Source organism: Streptomyces sp. NBC_01618 (genome assembly GCF_045209435.1).
Taxonomy (GTDB): domain Bacteria; phylum Actinomycetota; class Actinomycetes; order Streptomycetales; family Streptomycetaceae; genus Streptomyces.
In genome coordinates this window covers 5,112,386-5,131,504 of record NZ_CP109297.1, presented here as the reverse complement: position 1 = coordinate 5,131,504, position 19,119 = coordinate 5,112,386, and the positions used below count along the sequence as shown (strand labels likewise).

Sequence of the window (19,119 nt, the reverse complement as noted above, 5' to 3'; positions counted from 1 at the left end):
CCTTGCAAAGAGATGTTTGTGTCCCTGGATCACGAGGAGGAGCATCATGCTGTCAGACGTGCTGGGACTGACCCCCGAACAGGCGGACACTTACCGCGCGCTGATCTCGGTAGCCTCCGCCACCCCCGTCGAGCTCGCCGAGTCCGTCGGCTGCGGAGCCGGCCAGGTGATTCGTATCCTCGGCATGCTCGAAGGCCGGGGGCTCACCGTGCGCAGCCACGACGATATCTCCCGGTTCGTGGCCTCCCCACCGGCGGCGGCGTTGCGGGCGCACCTGGTCCAGCGACAGAACGAGCTCAAGTTGGCGGAACTCGAACTCGACTCCCTCGACGAAATCTACCGCGCGGCCGCCCTCGGGCGCGGCGTCGCGGGCGCCGTCGACGTGATCCACGGCACCGAGACCGTCCGCAAGCGCCTCGGTCAAATGCAACTCGGCGCCCGGGAAGAGGTCATGAACTTCGTCAAGGCGCCAGTCATTTCAGCCGGTAGCCTGACCGACAGTGCGGTCATCGCGCGCGGCGTTCGTTACCGGGTGATACTCGAACGCGCGACACTCAACGAGGGAGCCACGTCGTTCGCCGAGGTCGTCCAGGCGCGGGCCGCCGGCGAGGAGGTCCGAATCGCTGAGACGCTGCCACTGAAACTCTTTGTCGTGGACCGCGAGTTCGCCATTGTTCCGCTCCTCGGTCCGGCCAACACCGCAAAGGAGGGAGCCCTGCTCGTGCGCGAGAGTAGCCTGCTCGATGCGCTGATTGCGCTGTTCGAGTCCGAATGGGGGAAACTGGCGCAGTTCGTCAGCTCCGCCGATGCCGTGCAGAACGCGTCCGCAATCGAAGATCTGGATGCACAGATCCTCAGCCTGTCGCTAGCCGGCCTCACCGACCGCGCGATCGCCGCCCAGCTGAACACATCCCTGCGGACGGTGGCGCGCCGGGTCCGGCACCTGATGGATATCGCGAAGGTGCAGACTCGCATGCAGCTGGGCTTCCAAGTGGCACGGCTGGGCTGGCTCGAAGCCGAGCGAGACGGCAGCCGGACCGCATGAGGCCGTGGGCGATGGGATGCGACGCGCATCGGCGGACCAACCGCGGTCTGCCTTCAAGAACGGAGCTAGATCACCAGGCTCAGCAGCGCCGCCACCGCGAACCCCGCGACCGACAGGACCGTCTCCAGGACCGTCCAGGACTTCAGGGTGTCGCGTTCGGAGATGCCGAAGTACTTCGACACCATCCAGAAGCCACCGTCGTTCACGTGCGAGGCGAAGATCGAGCCGGCCGAGATCGCCATGATGATCAGGACGAGGTGCGCCTGCGACATGTCCTGGCCCTCGACCAGCGGGACGACGATGCCGGCCGTGGTGACGATCGCGACCGTCGCCGAGCCCTGCGCGACGCGCAGCACCACGGAGATCAGCCAGGCGAGCAGGATGACCGGCAGGCCGACGTCGTTGAAGGTGTCGGCGAGCGCGTCCGCGATGCCGCTGCCCTTGAGGACGGCACCGAAGATGCCGCCCGCGCCGACGACGAGCAGGATGTTGCCGACCGACTTGAGGGAGGAGGTGGTGCGGTGAAGCGGGTGCGGCAAGTGGATCAGCTGGATCAGCCGAGGACCGCGAGCGCGTCGATCTCGATGAGCAGGCCCTTGGGGAGGCCGACGTAGACCGTCGTACGGGCGGCGGGGGCCGCCTTCAGGTCCTGCTCGCCGAAGTAGGTGTTGTAGATCTCGTTCATCTCGGCGAAGTGGTCGACGTCCGTGAGGTAGACACGCATCATCATCACGTCGTCCCAGCTCGCGCCGCCCTCCTCCAGGATCGCCTTGACGTTGGCGAAGGTCTGGAGGGTCTGCTCGCGCAGCGTCGGACCGGCGGGGGTCGGGGCCTGGCCCGCTACGGCGGGGAGGAAGCCGACCTGGCCGGCGACCTGGAGGATGTTCCCCTTCTTCACCCCGTGCGAGAACTTCGCGGGCGGGGTGGTGTGGGTGCTCGGTGTGAGGGCGATCTTCTCGGTCATGGCTGTTCAGACTTTCTTGGGTGGGTTGGTGCCGGAGTACTCCCGGCTGATGGCGTCGGCGGTGCGGCGCAACAGGGGGAGCAGGGTGAGGAGTTCCTCGGCCGTGACGACGACATTGGGCGCGGAGACCGACATCGCGGCGACGACCCGCCCGTCCGCGCCCCGGATGGGGGCTCCGATGCAGTTGATGGACTCCTCGTGGCCGCCGAGGTCGGTGGCCCAGCTCTGTTCGCGGACGACGGCGAGTTCCTTGAGGAACGCACCCGCGTTCGGGATCGAACGGGACGTGTACATGGGGTAGTCGAGCTTCTCGGCGATGGCGCGCCGCTCGGGCTCGGTGAGGTCGGCGAGGAGCAGTTTCGCGACGGCGGCGACGGTGATCGCGACGGGCTTCCCGATCCGCGAGTACATCCGGACCGGGTAGCGGCTCTCGACCTTGTCGATGTAGAGGACCTCGGACTCCTCGTACACCGCGAGATGCACGGTGTGGCCGCAGCTCTCGTTGAGTTCGACGAGGTGGGGGTGGGCGATCTCGCGTACGTCGAGGTTCTCGACGGCCTCCTGTGCGAGCGCGAAGAGGCGGGCGCCGAGGCGGTAGCGCTGGTCCTGCTGGCGGTAGACGAGCCCGTGTTCGTGGAGCGTACGGAGCAGACGCAGCGCGGTGGACTTGTGCACGCCGAGCCGCTCGGCGACCTGCCCGAGGTCGGCGGGCCCCTGGGCGAGCAGCGGCAGGATGCTCAGCGCCCGGTCGACGGTCTGACTCATGTGTTGCGTACCTCCTGGTCGTCCCCCGTCCACCCGGGGCCGAGACGAAGTCTCCCCCAGGCCCCGTCGTCGAGTGCGGCAAGGGCGTCGGCGTGCGCGCGGGCCGGAGGGGCGGTGAGGTCGCCGGGAACGGTGAGGACGGCGGCGGCCATGAGGTGGCCGTGCCGGACGCGTTCGCGTACGGGGAGGTCGCGGAGGGTGGCGGAGAGGAACCCGGCCGCGAAGGCGTCACCGGCGCCGACGGGGGCGACGACGTCGACGTGGAGGGCGGGGACGGTGGTGACGGTGTCGGCCACTGCGGCGCCCGAGAAGCGGGGCCCCGAGAACACCGTCGCCCCCTCGGCCCCCCGCTTCACGACCAGCATCCCCGGCTCCGGCAGCACCGCACGAATCGCCTGTGCCCCGCGCACCCCCCACGCCTCCTCCGCCTCGTCCTCGCCGACGAAGACGAGGTCGCAGCGGCGCGCCAGGTCCAGGAGCACCTCGGGGGCCGCGTCGGCGTCGCGCCACAGGCCGGGGCGGTGGTTGACGTCGAAGGAGACGAGCGGGCGGCCGGGGCGCGGCGCCGTGAGGTCGCGCAGCAGCGCCAGGCAGTCGGCGGAGAGCGCCGCCGTGATGCCGGACAGGTGCAGGACGCGGCCCGCGAACAGCGCCTCGTACGGGACGTTGTCCGGGGACATCGCGGAGGCCGCGGACCCGGCCCGGTAGTACGCGACCTCGTGCACGTCGGTGGCCCGGTCCGTCGCCGTACGGAAGTAGATCCCGGTGGGCCGCGCCGCATCGCGCCGCACGGCGGAGGTGTCGACCCCGTACCCGGCGATCGTCTCGACGAGGTGGTCCCCGAATCCGTCCGCGCCGACCCGGCCGACCCAGGCCGCCCGGTGCCCAACCGCGGCGAGCGCGCAGGCGACGTTGGACTCGGCGCCGCCGATGCCGCGGCCGAAGGAGGGTACGTCGGCGAGGCGTCCGGGCTGCGACGGCAGGAACGTCACCATGGACTCGCCGAGGCACACGACATCGGCGGCCGTGTCGGCGTCGGCGGTCCTGGCCGGGCTTCCGGACACTTCGGGGCTCCTCGCGGGGGTCGGCGGGTTCGGCGGGTTCAGTGATACGGGACAGCGGTTCGGTGGAGCGGCACCGGCACCGGCTCCGGCACTGGTTCCGGCACCGTTCCGGCACTGGTTCCGGCACCGCACCGACACTGACTCCGCGCCCGTTCCGGCACTGGTTCCGGCACCGCACCGACACTGGCTCCGCGCCCGTTCCGGCACTGGTTCCGGCACCGTTCCGGCACCGCACCGGCTCCGGCTCCGCTCCCGTTCCGGCATTGGTTCCGGCACCGTTCCGGCACCGCACCGGCTCCGGCTCCGCTCCCGTTCCGGCGCCCGGCAAGCTTCGCCGCCCACGGCACTGGGCATTGACCCGGCGTCGGCTCGGATGTTAGACAGCCTCAAGCGATACGCGCAATGGGTGTTGCATATGCTGCAACGACACTTCGAGCGAGGAGGCTCCCTTGGCCGCCGACCGTCCCGTGGCCGAACATGCGGCCGGGCTCACCGACGAGCTGGTCGACCACCGCTTCAAGGCGCTCCCGCCCGACGCGGAGGGCCTGACCGTCGGCGCCCTCGCCGCCGAGCGGCGCAGTCTCTTCACGGGCGGCTTCACCACCCCGGTGCTCGCCCTGTCCGCCGAGTCGGTCGAGCACAACCTCGCCCTCCTGGAGACGTACGCGGAGCGCCACGGGCTCGCCTTCGCGCCGCACGGCAAGACGTCCATGTCCCCGCAGCTCTTCGCCCGCCAGCTGGAGCACGGCGCCTGGGGCATCACCGCCGCCGTGCCGCACCAGGCGCGGGTCTACCGGGCGTACGGGATCCGGCGGATCTTCCTCGCCAACGAGCTCGTCGACGCCGTGGCCCTGCGCTGGCTGGCCGGTGAGCTGGACCGCGACCCGGACTTCCGCTTCATCTGCTACGTCGACTCGGTGCGCGGCGTGGAGCTGATGGACGAGGCGCTGCGGGCGGCGGGCGCCTCCCGCCCGGTCGACGTCGTCGTGGAGCTGGGCGCGGGCGAAGGTGCGCGCACCGGGGCCCGTACCGAGGCCGACTGCGCGGCGGTCGCCGACGCGGTGGCCGCGACCGGGACGCTGCGCCTGGTGGGCGTGGCCGGTTACGAGGGCGAGGTGCCGGAGGCGTCCGGCGAGCGGGTACGGGAGTGGCTGCGCCGCCTCGTGGGGCTGGCCGTCGACTTCGACCGCGCGGGCAGGTTCGCGGCGGCGGTGGCGGCCGGCGAGGAGATCGTGGTCAGCGCGGGCGGCAGCGCGTGGTTCGACGCGGTGGCGGACGTGTTCGCGGACGTCCCGGACCTCTCCGGTGCGGTGCTCAAGCTGCTGCGCTCGGGGGCGTACGTCTCGCACGACGACGGCCACTACCGCCACCTCACTCCGTTCAACCGCGTCCCGGAGGAGGGGGCCCTGCAGCCCGCCTTCCGGCTCTGGGCGCAGGTGGTCTCCCGGCCCTCCCCCGAGCAGGCGTTCCTCAACGCGGGCAAGCGGGACGCGGCGTACGACCTCGACCTCCCGCAGGCCCAGGTCGTCCGGTCCGGCCGCGACGGCACGGTCCGCCCCGCGACGGGTGTCACGGTCAGCGGCCTGTCGGACCAGCACACCTGGGTGCGCACGGAGCCGGGCGCGGAGCTGGAGGTGGGCGACTGGGTGGGGATGGGCCTGTCGCATCCGTGCACGAGCTTCGACAAGTGGCAGCTGATCCCGCTGGTGGCGGCCGACGGCACGGTCACGGACTACATCCGTACGTTCTTCTGATCCCCCTGCCCCGCCCCTTCCCGTGTCCGGGGGCTCTGCCCCGGACCCCCGCTCCTCGATCGCCGGAGGGGCTTGATCTGGAGCCCCTCCATGGACCTAGTCATCCGTAACGCCGACGTCGTCGACGGCACCGGCGCCCCCGCCCGCCGCGCCGACGTGGCCATCGACGACGGCCGGATCGTAGAGATCCACCCCGAACACGCGCCGGGCCCGCGCCCCACCGCCCGCCGCGTCCTCGACGCCGACGGTCCTCGCCCTGCTCGACGACGCCCTCGACGCGGGCGCCGACATCTCCCTCGACACCTACCCGTACACCGTTCCTGGGCAGTGAGCAGGAGTGAGTCCTGTCTCACCGGCACGCCCCGAACGGTCTTGGGCGCACTGGTCCTCCGCTTTCTCGTCCTGGTCGGCGACGCATATCACGTACGCGGTCCGTCCCAGGTGGGCGGAATCCCTACGATCTGGCCATGTGGGTGTGGCCAGAGGCGACGGGGAGGCCCCGAACCATCACACTGGTGATACGGGGGCCCCGACTGCTGACGCCACACCCGGCGTCCCAGATCGCGTCACACACATTACGCACACCCCACCAGGCACACCCACAGACCGGAACACCGTTCACTCAATCGTGCCTATGTTCGCTAAAACAAGGTGTTGGCCCAGCGGTTGTGAACCCCCGGCTGCACGACCCTCGTCGCGATGCTGCCGAGCTGGGCGAGCGAGGGCGGGCCCGAGGCGGTCCTCACCCGGCTCGCGGACGACGCGACGGCGGAACGGATCCGGCACCACCTGGAGGTGCTGGGCTCGGACGGCTGCCACGGCGTGCCGATCGAGTGGGACACGATCGAGATCTCGGGCGTGAGCGAGCCCGCCCTCGCCGGGCATGTCGGCCGCACCGTGGCGGACTCCGCCCGCCTGCGCGGCGAGGCACCCTGGGTGACCGCGCGCCGGCTGCTCGTCGAGGACGGCCACCGGACCCCGACACTGGCAGGCCGAGCGGTACGGGGAGCGGGCCGCGTCCGGGGCCTGTGAGGGTCCAGGGCCTATGAGGTCTCCGTCCCCTCCGCCGCCGCGACACCCGAAGGGCGGCGCGGCGGCGACGGGGTTCACACGCTCACGGCCTGGGCAGGGCACACCCGGGCCGGCTGAGGTCGAACTTGTTGCCGGTGCCGATGCACGGCACGATGCCGTAGGTCTGCTGGGCGTAGTTGATTCCCTGACGCACCGTCACGTTGCCGTTCTCGTCGACCTCGCACGGATTGTTGACCGTGCACCGCTGGCCGTCCTCGTTGCCGGTGTTGTTGACGGCGACGACCTTGCCGGTCGCGTTGTCGATCACCGGGGAGCCGGACGTACCGCCGATGGTCTTGCAGCCGGAGGTGTAGCGGACCGAGTCCTTCCAGGTCCACTCGCCCTCCTGGAGGCGGTAGACGAAACCGTCCACATTGCAGGCGTACGTGCGCTTCCAGTAGCCGGAGACGACCGTGATCGCGGTGCCCTGGACGGGGTGCGCGGTGTTGAGCTCCAGGGCCTTGATGCCGTAACGGCTCTCGATCTGCGCGTAGGTGCTGGTGAGTTGGTACACCGATATGTCGGTGTCGGTCATCGTCCCGTACGCGATCTTGCTCGCCCGCAGGGTGCCGACGCCGCTGCCGGCGGCGTTCAGCAGGGTGAAGCCACGGGTGGACGGCTGGTCGAACACCACCTTGCCCGGTCCCGGGAAGCCCGACTCCATGCAGTGCCCGTTGGAGAGCACGAGCGCGGGGTCGGAGGGCTGGGAGTCGGGCGTACGGATGACGGAACCGGAACAGTTGCTGAGCGCCACGGTTCCGGCGAAGCTGACGGCCTTGGGCTTGATCTGCGCCTCGGGCTTGATCTGTGCCTTGACCGTGCCGGTGGCTGCCGCGTCGTGGCTGGTGGCCGCGGTCGCGGGTGCGATTCCCGCCCCGAGGAGCAGAACGGTGAACAGCGCGCCGACGAGAGGCTTCTTCATGTGGGGGTCCCCTCCAGTGACCTGTGCAGGGTCCAAGTGGCCCCTGCAACCGAAGTTCGTTCGGTTTTGACATGTGCATGTTGGCGCACCGGAGGGGTCCTCACAAGGGGCGGTTTCAAGCCGTCCGGGGCCGCCTTGAACGGCACCCGCCACATTCACCGCGTCCGCCAGGAACCCGATGCCGGTCAGCGGGTCGCCCCGCAGCACCACCAGGTCCGCACACACCCCGACCCCCGGCGCACCGATCTCGCCCTGGAGGTCCAGGAGTTCGGCGGCGGTTCCGGTTGAAGCGCGGATCACGTCGATCGGCTGCACCTCGGCACGGATCCGGAACTCCTCGCTCTCCTGCGCGGCGTGGCGCGGCACCGCGCCGCGCCGGACTTCCAGTGGAGGCTTCTCTCGACGAGAGGTGGGGTGTATCGTTTTTCGATAACATCGAATATCGATAACTGGGGGCTGTCATGACCGAGGACTCGAAGCTGCTCGAACCTCTCTCCACCGTCGTATCGGGCGTCCTGCGCCTGCTGACCGGCCTCCTCGTGGGCTGGTTCATCCTCAGCCTGTTCGACACGGACGTCCATCTGGGCTGGGGCGGTGCGGGCGTCTGCGTCACCGCGGACTCGATCTCCGGCGGGTCCGACGACACCGCCGCCATGTTCGACGCCCGAGCCGGTGTGGAGGTCATGGCGATCCCCCGGTACTGCGCCTCACCAGGCACCACCTACCAGCGGTTCCTCGACGCGTTCGGTTCGCTGCCCTCCTTCGTGCTGCTGATAGGCGGACTGCTCCTGCTCAACAGACTGCTCCGCGGGGCGGCGCGGGACGGGGTCCACCACCGGCTGACCGCACAACGACTGCGGCGGCTCGGCTGGTGGCTGCTGTGCGGCAGCCTCGCTGCCGGCATCATCGAGGCCAACGCCAGGGCGGCGCTGAGCGCGACCCTCACCCACTTGGCCCCGTTCTCCCCCGGTGCCTGGCTCGGCAACTGGACACCCCCGTACCTGGCGATACTCGCCGCGCTCGGACTGCTCACCTTCGCGCGGATCGTGCGGGCCGGCGTCACCATGCGCGAGGACCTCGAAGGAACCGTCTGATGTCTCCCGATGCCGAGGACAGCCACGCCATCGAGGTCCACCTGGACCGCCTCCTCGTCGAACGGGGCATGACACTGGCCGAGTTGGCCTCCCGGGTGGGCGTGACCAATGTCAACCTGTCCATCCTCAAGAACGGCCGCGCCAAGGCCATCCGCTTCACGACCCTCACCCGCATCTGCGAGGTGCTGGAGTGCCAGCCGGGCGATCTTCTCAGCTACCGGCCCACGGACCGATGACGGCGCGCGCCACCGATCGCCGCCCGGATGCGCGGTCAGGCCGCCGTTGCCGGCGCCGGTGACGAACTGCGGGCGGTAGACACCGCTGGAAATCGTCAACTGGCTCAAGTCCGAGCACGGCCTGGGCCACGGGCACGCCAACGCCCTGGTCGCGCACACGCTCGCCGAGGACAAAGGCAAGTAACTGCACGCGCCCGTCAGGGCGGCGGTCGCTCGGCGTCCACGAGGATGTTCTCCCTCCCCCAGGCGCCGAGCGGCCCCAGCGCCTCGTTGAGTCCGACACCCAGCGGGGTCAGCGCATACTCGACGCGCGGCGGCACCTCCGCATGCACCTTCCGGTGCACGATGCCGTCCTCCTCCAGCTCCCGCAGATGTGACGTGAGCACCTTCTCCGTGATCCCGGGCACCATCCTGCGTAACTCACCGAAGCGGCACACCTGTTCGTTGAGCGACCAGAGGATCAGCACCTTCCACTTGCCGCCGATCACATCCATGGCCGCATCGATCCCGCAGACGTACGCCCCCGGCCTCCGTACGGTCCCCATGGTGCACCCCTCCCACCTGCTCGCTCACCTGGCGGTAACCACCCACTTCGAAGTGCGTACTTGATCACTTCCGGGCCTGCGGCAAGCCTAATCGGCATGACTGACAACGCCTTTGAGAAGTCGCCGCTCACTCTCCTCGGGCTCGGTGCCATGGGCACCGCGCTCGCCCGCGCCTGGCTCGCCGCCGGGCATCCGCTCACCGTCTGGAACCGCGGTCCCGGCCGGGCCGAGCCGCTCGCCGCCGCGGGGGCGACCGTGGCCGGGACCGCTGCCGAGGCGGTGGCGGCGAGCCGGCTCGTCGTCGTCTGCCTGCTCGACGACGCCTCGGTCGACGAGACCCTGACCGGCATCGACCTGGCCGGAAAGGATCTGGTCGACCTCACCACGTCCACCCCCGCCCAGGCCCGCGCCCGCGCCACCTGGGCCCGCGAGCGCGGGGCCCGTTTCCTGGACGGCGGGATCATGGCGGTCCCGCCGATGATCGGCACCCCGGGCTCCGGCGCCTACGTCTTCTACAGCGGCTCCCGCGCCCTCTTCGACGCCCACCGCGCCGTCCTGGCCATACCGGCCGGCACCTCCTACGTCGGCGAGGACGCCGGCTTCGCCGCCCTGCACGATGTGGCGCTGCTGAGTGCGATGTACGGGATGTTCGCCGGGGTCGCGCACGCGTTCGCCCTGATCCGCAAGGAGAAAATCGAGCCGACGGCCTTCGCCCCGCTGCTCGCCGACTGGCTCGTCGCCATGACACCCTCCGTGCACGCGACCGCCGCGCAACTGGCCGAAGGCGACTACACACAGGGGGTCGTGTCCAACCTCGCCATGCAGGTCGCGGGCAGTGCCACACTCCTGCGCACGGCCGAGGAACAGGGGGTCAGCAACGAGTTGCTGACGCCGTACCTGTCCCTGCTGGAACGCCTCCTCGCGGACGGGCGGGGCAACGAGAGCACAACGGGGGCGGTGGACCTGCTGGCCCTTCGAGCCACCTGATCACTTACGGCCGGAACATGACATCCGACCGCGAAGCCGGTCACAGCCGACACCGCCCTCCCGGCCTCGGCCTCGACGCCCGTCTCGCCCGCATCGGCTGGACCGGTGAACGCCGGCCGACCGCGGAGGTACTGCACTCCGTGCACCGTGCCCACGCGCTGGGCAACGGCACCCGCGAGGAACGGCAGCTGACGGACGGCGACGAGGTGCTCCGGGTGCTGGCGGCCGACTTCGACATCCGCCTCCCCCGGGGCACGCGACTGCCGGAGTGACAGGAGCGCCGAGGTCATCGGACTTCGTACGGGCGCGGACGCTCATCCAGCATTCCTCGTCCATACGTCCCCCGGTCAGGCCGCGTGCGCTTCGAACCAGAGCGATCCGAGATCACGGCCGGAAGTGAGGCGCACGTCCGCGTCCAGGGCAGCCGCGAGACTTCTCAGCAGTTCGAGTGTCGGCGCTGTCCCGCCCTCTTCGATGCATTCGATGTCGTCCTCGTCCATGCCGGTTCGCAGGGCCAGCTCGGCCACACTGAGCCCGAGTGCGGTTCGGCGGTCATAGAGGGCCTTACCGAAGGCCAGGGCTTCGCGAATGGCGATCCGTTCCGGATCATCCGTCCGGAGGTCCGAGGGGATCCAGCGACTGTGCTGTCCGGCCATCACGCCTTCCTCTCATACATCGCGGTCACCGGTTCATGATGCGCGCTCTCGCAGACTTTCTGGGCACGGACAGCACGATCGATCTGGCCCTGCTCGTGCTGCCGGGTCTTCCGGAACACGGTCAGGAGCACGATCGTGCGTGTCGGAGTGATCCAGTACGTCAGACGAGGAGCGACATCGCGGAGTCGGAGCCGCAGCTCCCGGACCGGCCCCTCCAGATGATCGGCCCAGGGGCCTCCCAGCTCGGGCCCGAGGTCCGCAAGCATCCCGGCCACTTCGTCGACCCTCTTGAAGTCGTGATCACTCAGGCTCTCCAACCACGCCCGCACCTCCGGCTCGATCTCGAAGTCGTAAGGCTTGTTCATACGACGGTCAACCCGACGACGAGGCAATACGTCACGCACCGAACGCCCCCGCTTACGTGGCGCATCTCACCCGGGCGAGTCCGTCACGTCCCCGTTCCGGCCCATTCCAAGCCTGGTCCCGGCCCCCGACCGGCGTTCCCACGGTTCGGAAGCGGTGGGTGCATGGCTATGGAAGACGAAGCGGGGCGCCGGGGTTACCCAAGTGGGGCAACCGGGGGGCAAAGCCCGGGCGGCCCGTGAAACACGGTCGTAAGCTCCCAGACATGCAGGTCATCCAGTCCACGAAGCTCGCCAATGTCTGTTACGAAATCCGGGGCCCCGTGCTTGAGGAGGCGATGCGGCTGGAAGCGGCCGGTCATCGCATCCTCAAGCTGAACACCGGCAACCCTGCCGCGTTCGGGTTCGAGTGCCCGCCCGAGATCCTCGAAGACATACTGCGCAACCTCGCCGGGGCGCACGGCTACGGCGACGCGAAGGGGCTGCTGTCGGCGCGGCGGGCGGTGATGCAGCACTACCAGACCAAGGGCATCGATCTCGACATCGAGGACATCTACCTGGGCAACGGCGTCTCCGAGCTGATCCAGATGTCGATGCAGGCACTGCTCGACGACGGCGACGAGGTCCTCGTACCGGCGCCGGACTATCCGCTGTGGACCGCCTCGGTGTCGCTGGCCGGCGGTACGGCCGTGCACTACCGGTGCGACGAGCAGGCCGACTGGATGCCGGACCTCGCCGACATCGAGCGGAAGATCACCGACCGCACCAAGGCGATCGTGATCATCAACCCGAACAACCCGACGGGCGCCGTCTACGACGACGAGATGCTGCGCGGGCTGACGGAGATCGCCCGGCGCCACAACCTGGTCGTCTGCTCCGACGAGATCTACGACCGGATCCTGTACGACGGAGCGACCCACACCCCGACCGCGACGATCGCGCCGGATCTGATGGTGCTCACCTTCAACGGGCTCTCCAAGAACTACCGCGTGGCCGGATACCGCTCGGGGTGGCTGGCGGTCTGCGGTCCGAAGGCGCACGCCTCCTCGTACATCGAGGGGCTGACGATCCTCGCCAACATGCGGCTCTGCGCCAATATGCCGTCGCAGCACGCCGTGGCCACCGCGCTCGGCGGGCGGCAGTCGATCAACGACCTGGTGCTGCCGGGCGGGCGGATCCTGGAGCAGCGGGACGTCGCGTACGACCTGCTCACGCAGATTCCGGGCGTGACCTGCGTGAAGCCGAAGGGGGCGCTGTATCTCTTCCCGCGGCTCGACCCCAAGGTCTACAAGATCAAGGACGACCGGCAGATGGTTCTCGACCTGCTGCGGGCCGAGAAGATCATGGTCGTGCAGGGTACGGGGTTCAACTGGCCGGAGCCCGATCACTTCCGCATCGTGACGCTGCCCTCGCCCGAGGATCTGATGGACGCCGTCCAGCGGATCGGGAACTTCCTGGACGGATACAGCCAGCCCTGACCATGGCGGCGGCTCATAATATCGGATCGCAGACAACTTTAGACTGATTCCAAGCTAGGATGGTTCCAAGCGACATCAGGAGGCCATCCATGTACGAACCGATCCGCACCAAATCGGTCCACACACCGGCCGACCACGCCGACGACTTCCCACGCCGCTCCCGCGAGGAAGAGCTGGACATCCAGCTCGCCGGACACCTGGCCGCGCTCCTCGCGGTCACCGACGAGCTGGGCCTCGGCGTGGCGGGCGACCGAATCGCCGAGCAGGTGGCCAGGCTGCGCGGTGCGCCGCCCGCCCGGCACACCGGTCGCACCGACACACCCGCGCTCACGCTCCACCGTCGTGCCCACGCCCTCGCGGGCCGCGTGCTGGTGGTCGCCGCGTCCCGCGCCGACACGGCCGTCGCGATTCTCGCGGCCGAGCGCATGGACGCCCACACTGCGGCGATCGCCGCCGCCGCTCCCACCGCCTCGCCGCGACTGGCCGGCGCCCTCTGACGGCCCCGGTCCACGGGCCGTCGAGGCGCGTGGACCGGGCGCCACCCGTCCGGGTCCGGAACGGGTAGTGCGACGGGGCGGCGGTCCGGGCGATGGCCCGGACCGCCGTTCCGGTCGAGCGGGACGGTGCTCGCCGGTTGTTGAGCGGGACGGCGCTCGTCAGTTGCGGACCCGTACCGTCGCCGACGCCGTCGAACCGCTGTGCAGGGCGTCGCCGGCGTAGCCGACCTCGTACGTCACATCCCCCGTGACCCGGGGCAGGTCGTCGATCGTGAACGTGCCGTCGGCCGCGACGGCCGCCGAGGTCAGCGTGCCGGTGCCCTTCTTGTCGGTGCGCTGCACGGAGAGGGTGATCCCGGTGGGGAGGGCGCGGCCGCGGCCGGTCAGGGTGCCGGTGATCGTCAGGCCCGCGCTCTTCGTCGCCTCCGCGGGGGCCTTGAGCTCAAGGGTGGTCGGGGCCTTGGCGACCGCGACGGAGAGGGTGCTGTCCTCGGCCGGGCGGTGGGTGATGTCCCCGGTGAAGGAGACGGTGTAGGTGGCGTCGCCGACCAGCGACGGAACGTCGAGAACGGTGAACGAACCGTCGGCGTCGACCTCGACGGGGGCGAGCCTGCGGTCGCCGTTCGCGTCGTGCCGTACCGCCGACACCCTGACCGGCTTGGCGGGCGCGGGTCCGTCCAGCTCCAACCGACCCCGGATGCCGAGGGGTTCACCGACGACGGGCTCCCCCGGGGTGGTGGAGAGCGCGCCGGAGAAACGGGAGTCGTACTGGGTGGCCGGGGGCTGGATGACGTGCAGCCAGTACTCGCTGCCGTACGCGTTGGTGGTGACGGCGAAGAGGCGCGCCCCGTCCTTCGACCAACCGAGCCCGCGCGGCGCGATCCGGTCCCCGTCGAGCGCGCCCTCGAAGGCGAACTCCAGCGGAGCCGTGGCGTCGGTCGGGTCCGCGGGCTGCACCAGCAGGTCGGGGGTGGACCCGGTCGCGGCGGAACCCCGCGCGATGTACGTGCCGTCGCCGCTGAAGGCGACCGCGGACGCCTTGGCCCCTTCGGGCAGCGGCGGGTACGCGGTCGCCGCGTCGGACAGGTCGGCGGCGTCCAGGAGCCGGGTGCCGTAGGCGGCGTCGGCGACGGCGATCCGCCGACCGTCGGCGGACTGGGCGACGTCCCTCGGGTCGAGCGCGCCCCTGCCCTCACTGTCCGCGAAACGGCGCTCCGGACCGCGCACGAGCGTGTCGCCGCTCGCGTCGAACGTGGTGAGGAACGGGTTCGGCTCCCCCGTGCTGGGGACCTGTGCCATGACCACGCGGTCGGGCGCCTCGGGGCCGCTCGCCAGCCGCAGCCGGCCCGCGGCGCTCCAGCCGGTGTCGACGGACCAGTTGCCGCTCGTGCCGTACAGCCAGGTCCAGTTCGTGTCGCAGCCCGAGTAGTACGGCGTCTCGGTGTGCCACTCCTTGCCGCCGGCGAAGGCGACATCGCGGGGGCAGCCCGCGTCGTACGCGGTGAAGGTGAAGCCGGTGCGCTCCTGTGTCACGGTGTCGAACGCGAGGATCCCCGAGGACTGCGAGACGTAGAGCGTCCCGCTGTCGGTGCTGAGGGCCATCCCGGACGGCGCGGCGCCTGTGGGCAGCGAACCGACCTTCCGCCCCTCGAAGTCGTAGACGTGGACCTGGTTCGCGGTCCGGTCCCTGCGGTCGTCCGTGAGGTAGACCCGCTCGTGCACCGAGTCGACGACCATCGCCGAGTACGACGAGATCGGGAGCTTGGCCACGGTGTCGCCGGCCACGGGGCCGTCGGCAGCGCGGGCGGCGGGTGGGGCGAGGGCGGTGAGTCCCGCGGTGGTGAGTGTCAGCGCGGCCAGCGTCGCCGCGATGCGTCCATGGTGCCGGATCTTGTTCAACTGAGTCCCCCACAAGCTCGGTTGGCCCTCCGGTCGGCTCGGCCGGAGGCGATGTGACGGAGCATCGAAGCGTTGTGGAGGTGTTGCGCGCAAGTAGAGGGCGATGTCCGGACGTTCTTCATAAAAGGGGCGGGAAAGAGCGGCCCCCGGAACCGTGAGGGGATTCCGGGGGCCGTACCGCGGTGGGCCGTTGACCCCACAGGTCAGGGCGGATGTCGAGAGACCCGGCCGCGGGGTGGGCGGGGGCGCACCCCGCGCGGGGTGCGCCCGGGGGCGTCAGCCCAGGCGCTGGACCAGCGCGCGGTACTCGTCCCACAGTTCCTTCGGCGTGTGGTCACCGAAGGTGTTGAGGTGCTCGGGGACCAGCGCCGCCTCCTCGCGCCAGACCTCCTTGTCGACCGTGAGCAGGAAGTCCAGGTCGGCGTCGGAGAGGTCCAGGCCCGTGGTGTCCAGGGCGTCCCTGGCGGGCAGGACGCCGATCGGCGTCTCGACGCCCTCGGCCCTGCCCTCCAGGCGCTCGACGATCCACTTCAGGACGCGGCTGTTCTCGCCGAAGCCCGGCCACACGAACTTGCCCGCGTCGTTCTTGCGGAACCAGTTCACGTAGTAGATCTTCGGGAGCTTCGACTGGTCCTGCTTGGCCGCGCCGACCTTGATCCAGTGGGCCATGTAGTCGCCCATGTTGTAGCCGCAGAACGGCAGCATGGCGAACGGGTCGCGGCGCAGCTCGCCGACCTTGCCCTCGGCGGCGGCGGTCTTCTCGGAGGCGACGTTGGCGCCGAGGAAGACACCGTGCTGCCAGTTGAAGGACTCGGTGACCAGCGGTACGGCCGAGGCCCGGCGGCCACCGAAGAGGATGGCCGAGATCGGCACGCCCTTCGGGTCCTCCCACTCGGGCGCGATGATCGGGCACTGGCCGGCCGGGACGGTGAAGCGGGCGTTCGGGTGGGCGGCCGGCGTCTCGGACGCGGGCGTCCAGTCGTTGCCCTTCCAGTCGGTGAGGTGGGCCGGAGCGGTCTCCGTCATGCCCTCCCACCAGACGTCGCCGTCGTCGGTGAGCGCGACGTTGGTGAAGACGGAGTTGCCCCACATGGTCTTCATGGCGTTGGCGTTGGTGTGCTCGCCGGTGCCGGGCGCGACGCCGAAGAATCCGGCCTCGGGGTTGATCGCGTAGAGGCGGCCGTCCTCACCGAACCGCATCCAGGCGATGTCGTCGCCGATGGTCTCGACGGTCCAGCCGGGGACCGTGGGCTCCAGCATCGCGAGATTGGTCTTGCCGCAGGCGCTCGGGAACGCGGCGGCGATGTACTTCGGGCCCTCGCCCTCGCCCTGCGGCGGCGTGAGCTTGAGGATCAGCATGTGCTCGGCGAGCCAGCCCTCGTCGCGGGCCATGACGGAGGCGATGCGCAGCGCGTAGCACTTCTTGCCGAGCAGGGCGTTGCCGCCGTAGCCGGAGCCGTACGACCAGATCTCGCGGTCCTCGGGGAAGTGCGAGATGTACTTGGTGGTGTTGCACGGCCACGGAACGTCTTCCTGGCCCTCTTCCAGGGGCGCGCCCAGCGTGTGGACGGCCTTGACGAAGAAGCCGTCGGAGCCGAGCTCGTCGAGGACGGCCTGTCCCATGCGGGTCATGGTGCGCATCGAGACGGCCACGTACGCGGAGTCGGTGATCTCGACGCCGATCGCGGAGAGCGGCGAGCCGACGGGGCCCATGCAGAAGGGCACGACGTACATGGTGCGGCCACGCATGGAGCCCCGGAACACGCCCTTCTCACCGGTGAAGACGGCCCGCATCTCGGCGGGGGCCTTCCAGTGGTTCGTCGGACCGGCGTCCTCCTCCTTCTCGGAGCAGATGAACGTGCGGTCCTCGACCCGGGCGACGTCGCTCGGGTCCGACGCGGCGTAGTACGAGTTCGGGCGCTTGGTCTCGTCCAGTTTCGTGAAGGTGCCCCTGGCCACGAGCTCCTCGCACAGGCGCTCGTACTCGGCCTCCGAACCGTCGCACCAGACCACCCGGTCCGGCTCGGTGATGGCTGTGATCTCGTTCACCCAGGAAATGAGCTCCTGGTGGTTGGTGGGGACGGTGAGGGGAGCCGCGATGTCGCGCGCCACGATCGCTCCTTGATGAGGATGTCTGTTTGGTTGGCCCCGTGGGGGCTGCGACCCGGATGCTTCGACCCCACTGGCGCTCATCCGGTGCCGACCGCACTCATTTGATCATCCGACCGATGCGCCCATATGTCCAGGGGGCCGCACACGTGAGCATTGCCACTCCCATCCGTTACCTACGGTTGCGTAGGTACGATGCGGGGATGACTGCTGCCGCCGCCGCGCCCGAGCCGACCGGGCTGGAATCAGCCGAGCCCGACACCGCCCCGGTGAAGCCGCGCCTGCGCGGCTGGCTGCACGCCGGAATGTTTCCTGCCGTGATCGTCGCGGGGATCGCGCTGATCGCGCTGACGGGCAGCGTCCGCGGCCGGATCGCCTGCGGCATCTACGTCCTGACCGCGTGCCTGCTGTTCGGTGTGAGCGCGCTCTATCACCGCGGCACCTGGGGCCCGCGCGGCGAGGCGGTGCTGCGCCGGCTCGACCACGCCAACATCTTCCTGATCATCGCGGGCACCTACACCCCGCTGACCCTGCTCCTGCTCCCCGATTCGACGGGGACGCCGCTCCTGTGGGCGGTCTGGGGGGCGGCGGTCGCGGGCATCGCCTTCCGGGTCTTCTGGGTCGGCGCCCCGCGCTGGCTCTACACGCCGTGCTACCTGGCGATGGGCTGGGCCGCGGTCTTCTTCCTGCCGGACTTCATGCGCACCGGCGGGATCGCGGTGCTGGTGCTCGTCGTCGTCGGCGGGCTGCTGTACAGCGCGGGCGGTGTCATCTACGGCATCAAGCGCCCCAATCCGTCCCCGCGCTGGTTCGGCTTCCACGAGGTCTTCCACTCGCTGACCCTGGCGGCGTTCGTCGTGCACTACGTCGGCATCTCACTGGTGGCGTACAACCACCACTGAGGGCCTTCGCGGGAGCGTACGGACGGGGAGCGACGAAGGGTACGGACATGGCCCGGGCGCCCTTCCATGGCCGACAATGACGACCATGGAAGCAACCTCCCGTCCCCCTTCCGTTTCCGCCCCCGGCGCGCAGCCCCGGCCGGGGCTGCGCGAGCGGAAGAAGCTCCGGACGAGGATCGCGATCCGCCGGGCGACGTACCGGCTGATCTCCGAGCAGGGGTACGAGGCGACGACGATCGAGCAGATCGCGGACGCGGCCGAGGTGTCGCCGAGCACCGTCTTCCGGTACTTCGCGACCAAGGAGGACATCGTCCTCACCGACGAGTACGACCCGGTCATGGAAACCGAGCTGCGCAACCGGCCGGCCGACGAGCCTCCGCTGGTTTCGCTGCGGCTCATCATGACCGAGGCGCTGACGGCGTTCCTCGCGGGCGACGAGGAGGAGCTGCGGCAGCGCACCCGGCTGATGGTGGAGGTCCCCGCCGTCCGGGCGCGGGTGGCGGAGACCATGTCGGACACGGCGAAGGTGCTGGCCCGGACACTCGCGGACCGCAGCGGGCGCAGCCCCGACGATCTGGAGGTCCGGGTGTTCGTCGCGGCGGTGCTGGGGGCGCTGCGCGAGGTGACGCTGTACTGGGGCGAGCACGGTCAGGAGGGCGACCTGATCGCTTTGGTCCACCAGGCACTGGACAGGCTCGAAGGCGGCCTGACTCTGTGACCGGGGCGCCTGCTGCGTAGCCGGGGCTCCGACCACAGCCGTCGCGCGGCT

21 protein-coding genes and 4 pseudogenes are annotated in these 19,119 nt (G+C 70.1%); 13 read left to right on the top strand and 12 right to left on the bottom strand.

What is annotated here, in order from left to right; translation table 11 throughout:
- The first annotated feature begins 46 nt into the window (after positions 1-46).
- Positions 47-1,045, top strand: coding sequence for a helix-turn-helix domain-containing protein (locus tag OH735_RS24005; protein ID WP_406383589.1), 999 nt, complete (start codon positions 47-49; stop codon positions 1,043-1,045).
- A gap of 65 nt (positions 1,046-1,110) precedes the next feature.
- On the opposite strand, the pseudogene OH735_RS24000 reads toward OH735_RS24005, so the two are convergent.
- From OH735_RS24000 to OH735_RS23985, 4 genes and pseudogenes are all read right to left on the bottom strand, one after another.
- Positions 1,111-1,563 (bottom strand): annotated as a pseudogene (locus tag OH735_RS24000) (GntP family permease); the annotation flags it as partial.
- Between the two features lie 35 nt (positions 1,564-1,598).
- Positions 1,599-2,009, bottom strand: a complete 411-nt coding sequence (locus tag OH735_RS23995; protein ID WP_406383588.1) for a RidA family protein — start codon at positions 2,007-2,009, stop codon at positions 1,599-1,601.
- Positions 2,010-2,015: 6 nt separating this feature from the next.
- Positions 2,016-2,774 carry an IclR family transcriptional regulator gene (locus tag OH735_RS23990; protein WP_406383586.1) on the bottom strand — a complete coding sequence of 253 codons (759 nt, stop codon included), beginning with the start codon at positions 2,772-2,774 and terminating at the stop codon, positions 2,016-2,018.
- The gene (locus OH735_RS23985) at positions 2,771-3,838 is read right to left on the bottom strand and encodes a sugar kinase (RefSeq protein WP_406383585.1); all 1,068 of its coding nucleotides are present in this window, start codon (positions 3,836-3,838) and stop codon (positions 2,771-2,773) included. Before OH735_RS23985 ends, OH735_RS23990 begins: the two co-directional genes overlap by 4 nt.
- A gap of 449 nt (positions 3,839-4,287) precedes the next feature.
- Between OH735_RS23985 and OH735_RS23980 the strand changes: the two genes are divergently transcribed.
- Positions 4,288-5,592 (top strand): alanine racemase, encoded by a 1,305-nt coding sequence (locus OH735_RS23980; RefSeq protein ID WP_406383584.1) that lies wholly within the window; start codon positions 4,288-4,290, stop codon positions 5,590-5,592.
- Positions 5,593-5,688: 96 nt separating this feature from the next.
- Here OH735_RS23980 and OH735_RS23975 read toward each other — a convergent pair whose 3' ends face one another.
- Entirely contained in the window at positions 5,689-5,895 is a 207-nt protein-coding gene (locus tag OH735_RS23975; RefSeq protein ID WP_406383583.1) for a hypothetical protein, read from the bottom strand.
- Between the two features lie 369 nt (positions 5,896-6,264).
- On the opposite strand from OH735_RS23975, the pseudogene OH735_RS23970 reads away from it, so the two are divergent.
- A pseudogene (locus OH735_RS23970) lies at positions 6,265-6,558 on the top strand (D-aminoacylase); the annotation flags it as partial.
- A gap of 148 nt (positions 6,559-6,706) precedes the next feature.
- Here OH735_RS23970 and OH735_RS23965 read toward each other — a convergent pair.
- A complete protein-coding gene (locus OH735_RS23965) occupies positions 6,707-7,585 on the bottom strand; it encodes a serine protease (protein ID WP_406383582.1) in 879 nt (292 codons plus the stop codon).
- A gap of 135 nt (positions 7,586-7,720) precedes the next feature.
- Between OH735_RS23965 and OH735_RS23960 the strand changes: the two genes are divergently transcribed.
- From OH735_RS23960 to OH735_RS23950, 3 genes are all read left to right on the top strand, one after another.
- Positions 7,721-7,873, top strand: a complete 153-nt coding sequence (locus tag OH735_RS23960; protein ID WP_406383581.1) for a hypothetical protein — start codon at positions 7,721-7,723, stop codon at positions 7,871-7,873.
- A 173-nt stretch (positions 7,874-8,046) separates the two neighbouring features.
- Positions 8,047-8,679: a hypothetical protein gene (locus OH735_RS23955; RefSeq protein WP_406383580.1), complete on the top strand. Its 633-nt coding sequence runs from the start codon at positions 8,047-8,049 to the stop codon at positions 8,677-8,679.
- Positions 8,679-8,915, top strand: a complete 237-nt coding sequence (locus tag OH735_RS23950; protein ID WP_406383579.1) for a helix-turn-helix domain-containing protein — start codon at positions 8,679-8,681, stop codon at positions 8,913-8,915. Before OH735_RS23955 ends, OH735_RS23950 begins: the two co-directional genes overlap by 1 nt.
- Here OH735_RS23950 and OH735_RS23945 read toward each other — a convergent pair.
- Positions 8,901-9,023: pseudogene (locus OH735_RS23945) on the bottom strand (DUF3626 domain-containing protein); the annotation flags it as partial. The gene OH735_RS23950 and the pseudogene OH735_RS23945 sit on opposite strands and share 15 nt — an antisense overlap.
- On the opposite strand from OH735_RS23945, the pseudogene OH735_RS23940 reads away from it, so the two are divergent.
- Positions 9,001-9,099, top strand: a pseudogene (locus OH735_RS23940) (DUF4287 domain-containing protein); the annotation flags it as partial. The pseudogenes OH735_RS23945 and OH735_RS23940 overlap by 23 nt on opposite strands.
- A 13-nt stretch (positions 9,100-9,112) precedes the next feature.
- Here the strand turns inward: OH735_RS23940 and OH735_RS23935 are convergent.
- On the bottom strand, positions 9,113-9,460 hold the full coding sequence (locus OH735_RS23935; RefSeq protein ID WP_406383578.1) for a winged helix-turn-helix transcriptional regulator: 348 nt from the start codon (positions 9,458-9,460) through the stop codon (positions 9,113-9,115).
- A gap of 96 nt (positions 9,461-9,556) precedes the next feature.
- Between OH735_RS23935 and OH735_RS23930 the strand changes: the two genes are divergently transcribed.
- Positions 9,557-10,447, top strand: a complete 891-nt coding sequence (locus tag OH735_RS23930; protein WP_406383577.1) for an NAD(P)-dependent oxidoreductase — start codon at positions 9,557-9,559, stop codon at positions 10,445-10,447.
- Between the two features lie 17 nt (positions 10,448-10,464).
- Positions 10,465-10,719 (top strand): hypothetical protein, encoded by a 255-nt coding sequence (locus tag OH735_RS23925; RefSeq protein WP_406383575.1) that lies wholly within the window; start codon positions 10,465-10,467, stop codon positions 10,717-10,719.
- Positions 10,720-10,794: 75 nt separating this feature from the next.
- On the opposite strand, the gene OH735_RS23920 is transcribed toward OH735_RS23925, so the two are convergent.
- On the bottom strand, positions 10,795-11,103 hold the full coding sequence (locus tag OH735_RS23920) for a helix-turn-helix domain-containing protein (RefSeq protein ID WP_406383574.1): 309 nt from the start codon (positions 11,101-11,103) through the stop codon (positions 10,795-10,797).
- A complete protein-coding gene (locus OH735_RS23915; protein WP_406383573.1) occupies positions 11,103-11,468 on the bottom strand; it encodes a type II toxin-antitoxin system RelE/ParE family toxin in 366 nt (121 codons plus the stop codon). The genes OH735_RS23920 and OH735_RS23915 overlap by 1 nt, the downstream gene beginning before the upstream one ends.
- 263 nt (positions 11,469-11,731) lie before the next feature.
- On the opposite strand from OH735_RS23915, the gene OH735_RS23910 reads away from it, so the two are divergent.
- On the top strand, positions 11,732-12,943 hold the full coding sequence (locus OH735_RS23910; protein WP_406383572.1) for a pyridoxal phosphate-dependent aminotransferase: 1,212 nt from the start codon (positions 11,732-11,734) through the stop codon (positions 12,941-12,943).
- Positions 12,944-13,032: 89 nt separating this feature from the next.
- A complete protein-coding gene (locus OH735_RS23905) occupies positions 13,033-13,440 on the top strand; it encodes a hypothetical protein (protein ID WP_406383571.1) in 408 nt (135 codons plus the stop codon).
- Positions 13,441-13,599: 159 nt separating this feature from the next.
- Here the strand turns inward: OH735_RS23905 and OH735_RS23900 are convergent, their stop codons facing one another.
- Positions 13,600-15,339 (bottom strand): YncE family protein, encoded by a 1,740-nt coding sequence (locus tag OH735_RS23900; protein ID WP_406383570.1) that lies wholly within the window; start codon positions 15,337-15,339, stop codon positions 13,600-13,602.
- Positions 15,340-15,615: 276 nt separating this feature from the next.
- Positions 15,616-17,451, bottom strand: coding sequence for a phosphoenolpyruvate carboxykinase (GTP) (locus OH735_RS23895; RefSeq protein ID WP_406383569.1), 1,836 nt, complete (start codon positions 17,449-17,451; stop codon positions 15,616-15,618).
- A gap of 200 nt (positions 17,452-17,651) precedes the next feature.
- On the opposite strand from OH735_RS23895, the gene OH735_RS23890 reads away from it, so the two are divergent.
- Positions 17,652-18,350 (top strand): hemolysin III family protein, encoded by a 699-nt coding sequence (locus OH735_RS23890; protein ID WP_406383568.1) that lies wholly within the window; start codon positions 17,652-17,654, stop codon positions 18,348-18,350.
- An 85-nt stretch (positions 18,351-18,435) separates the two neighbouring features.
- Entirely contained in the window at positions 18,436-19,068 is a 633-nt protein-coding gene (locus OH735_RS23885) for a TetR/AcrR family transcriptional regulator (protein WP_406383567.1), read from the top strand.
- Positions 19,069-19,119: the final 51 nt, after the last annotated feature.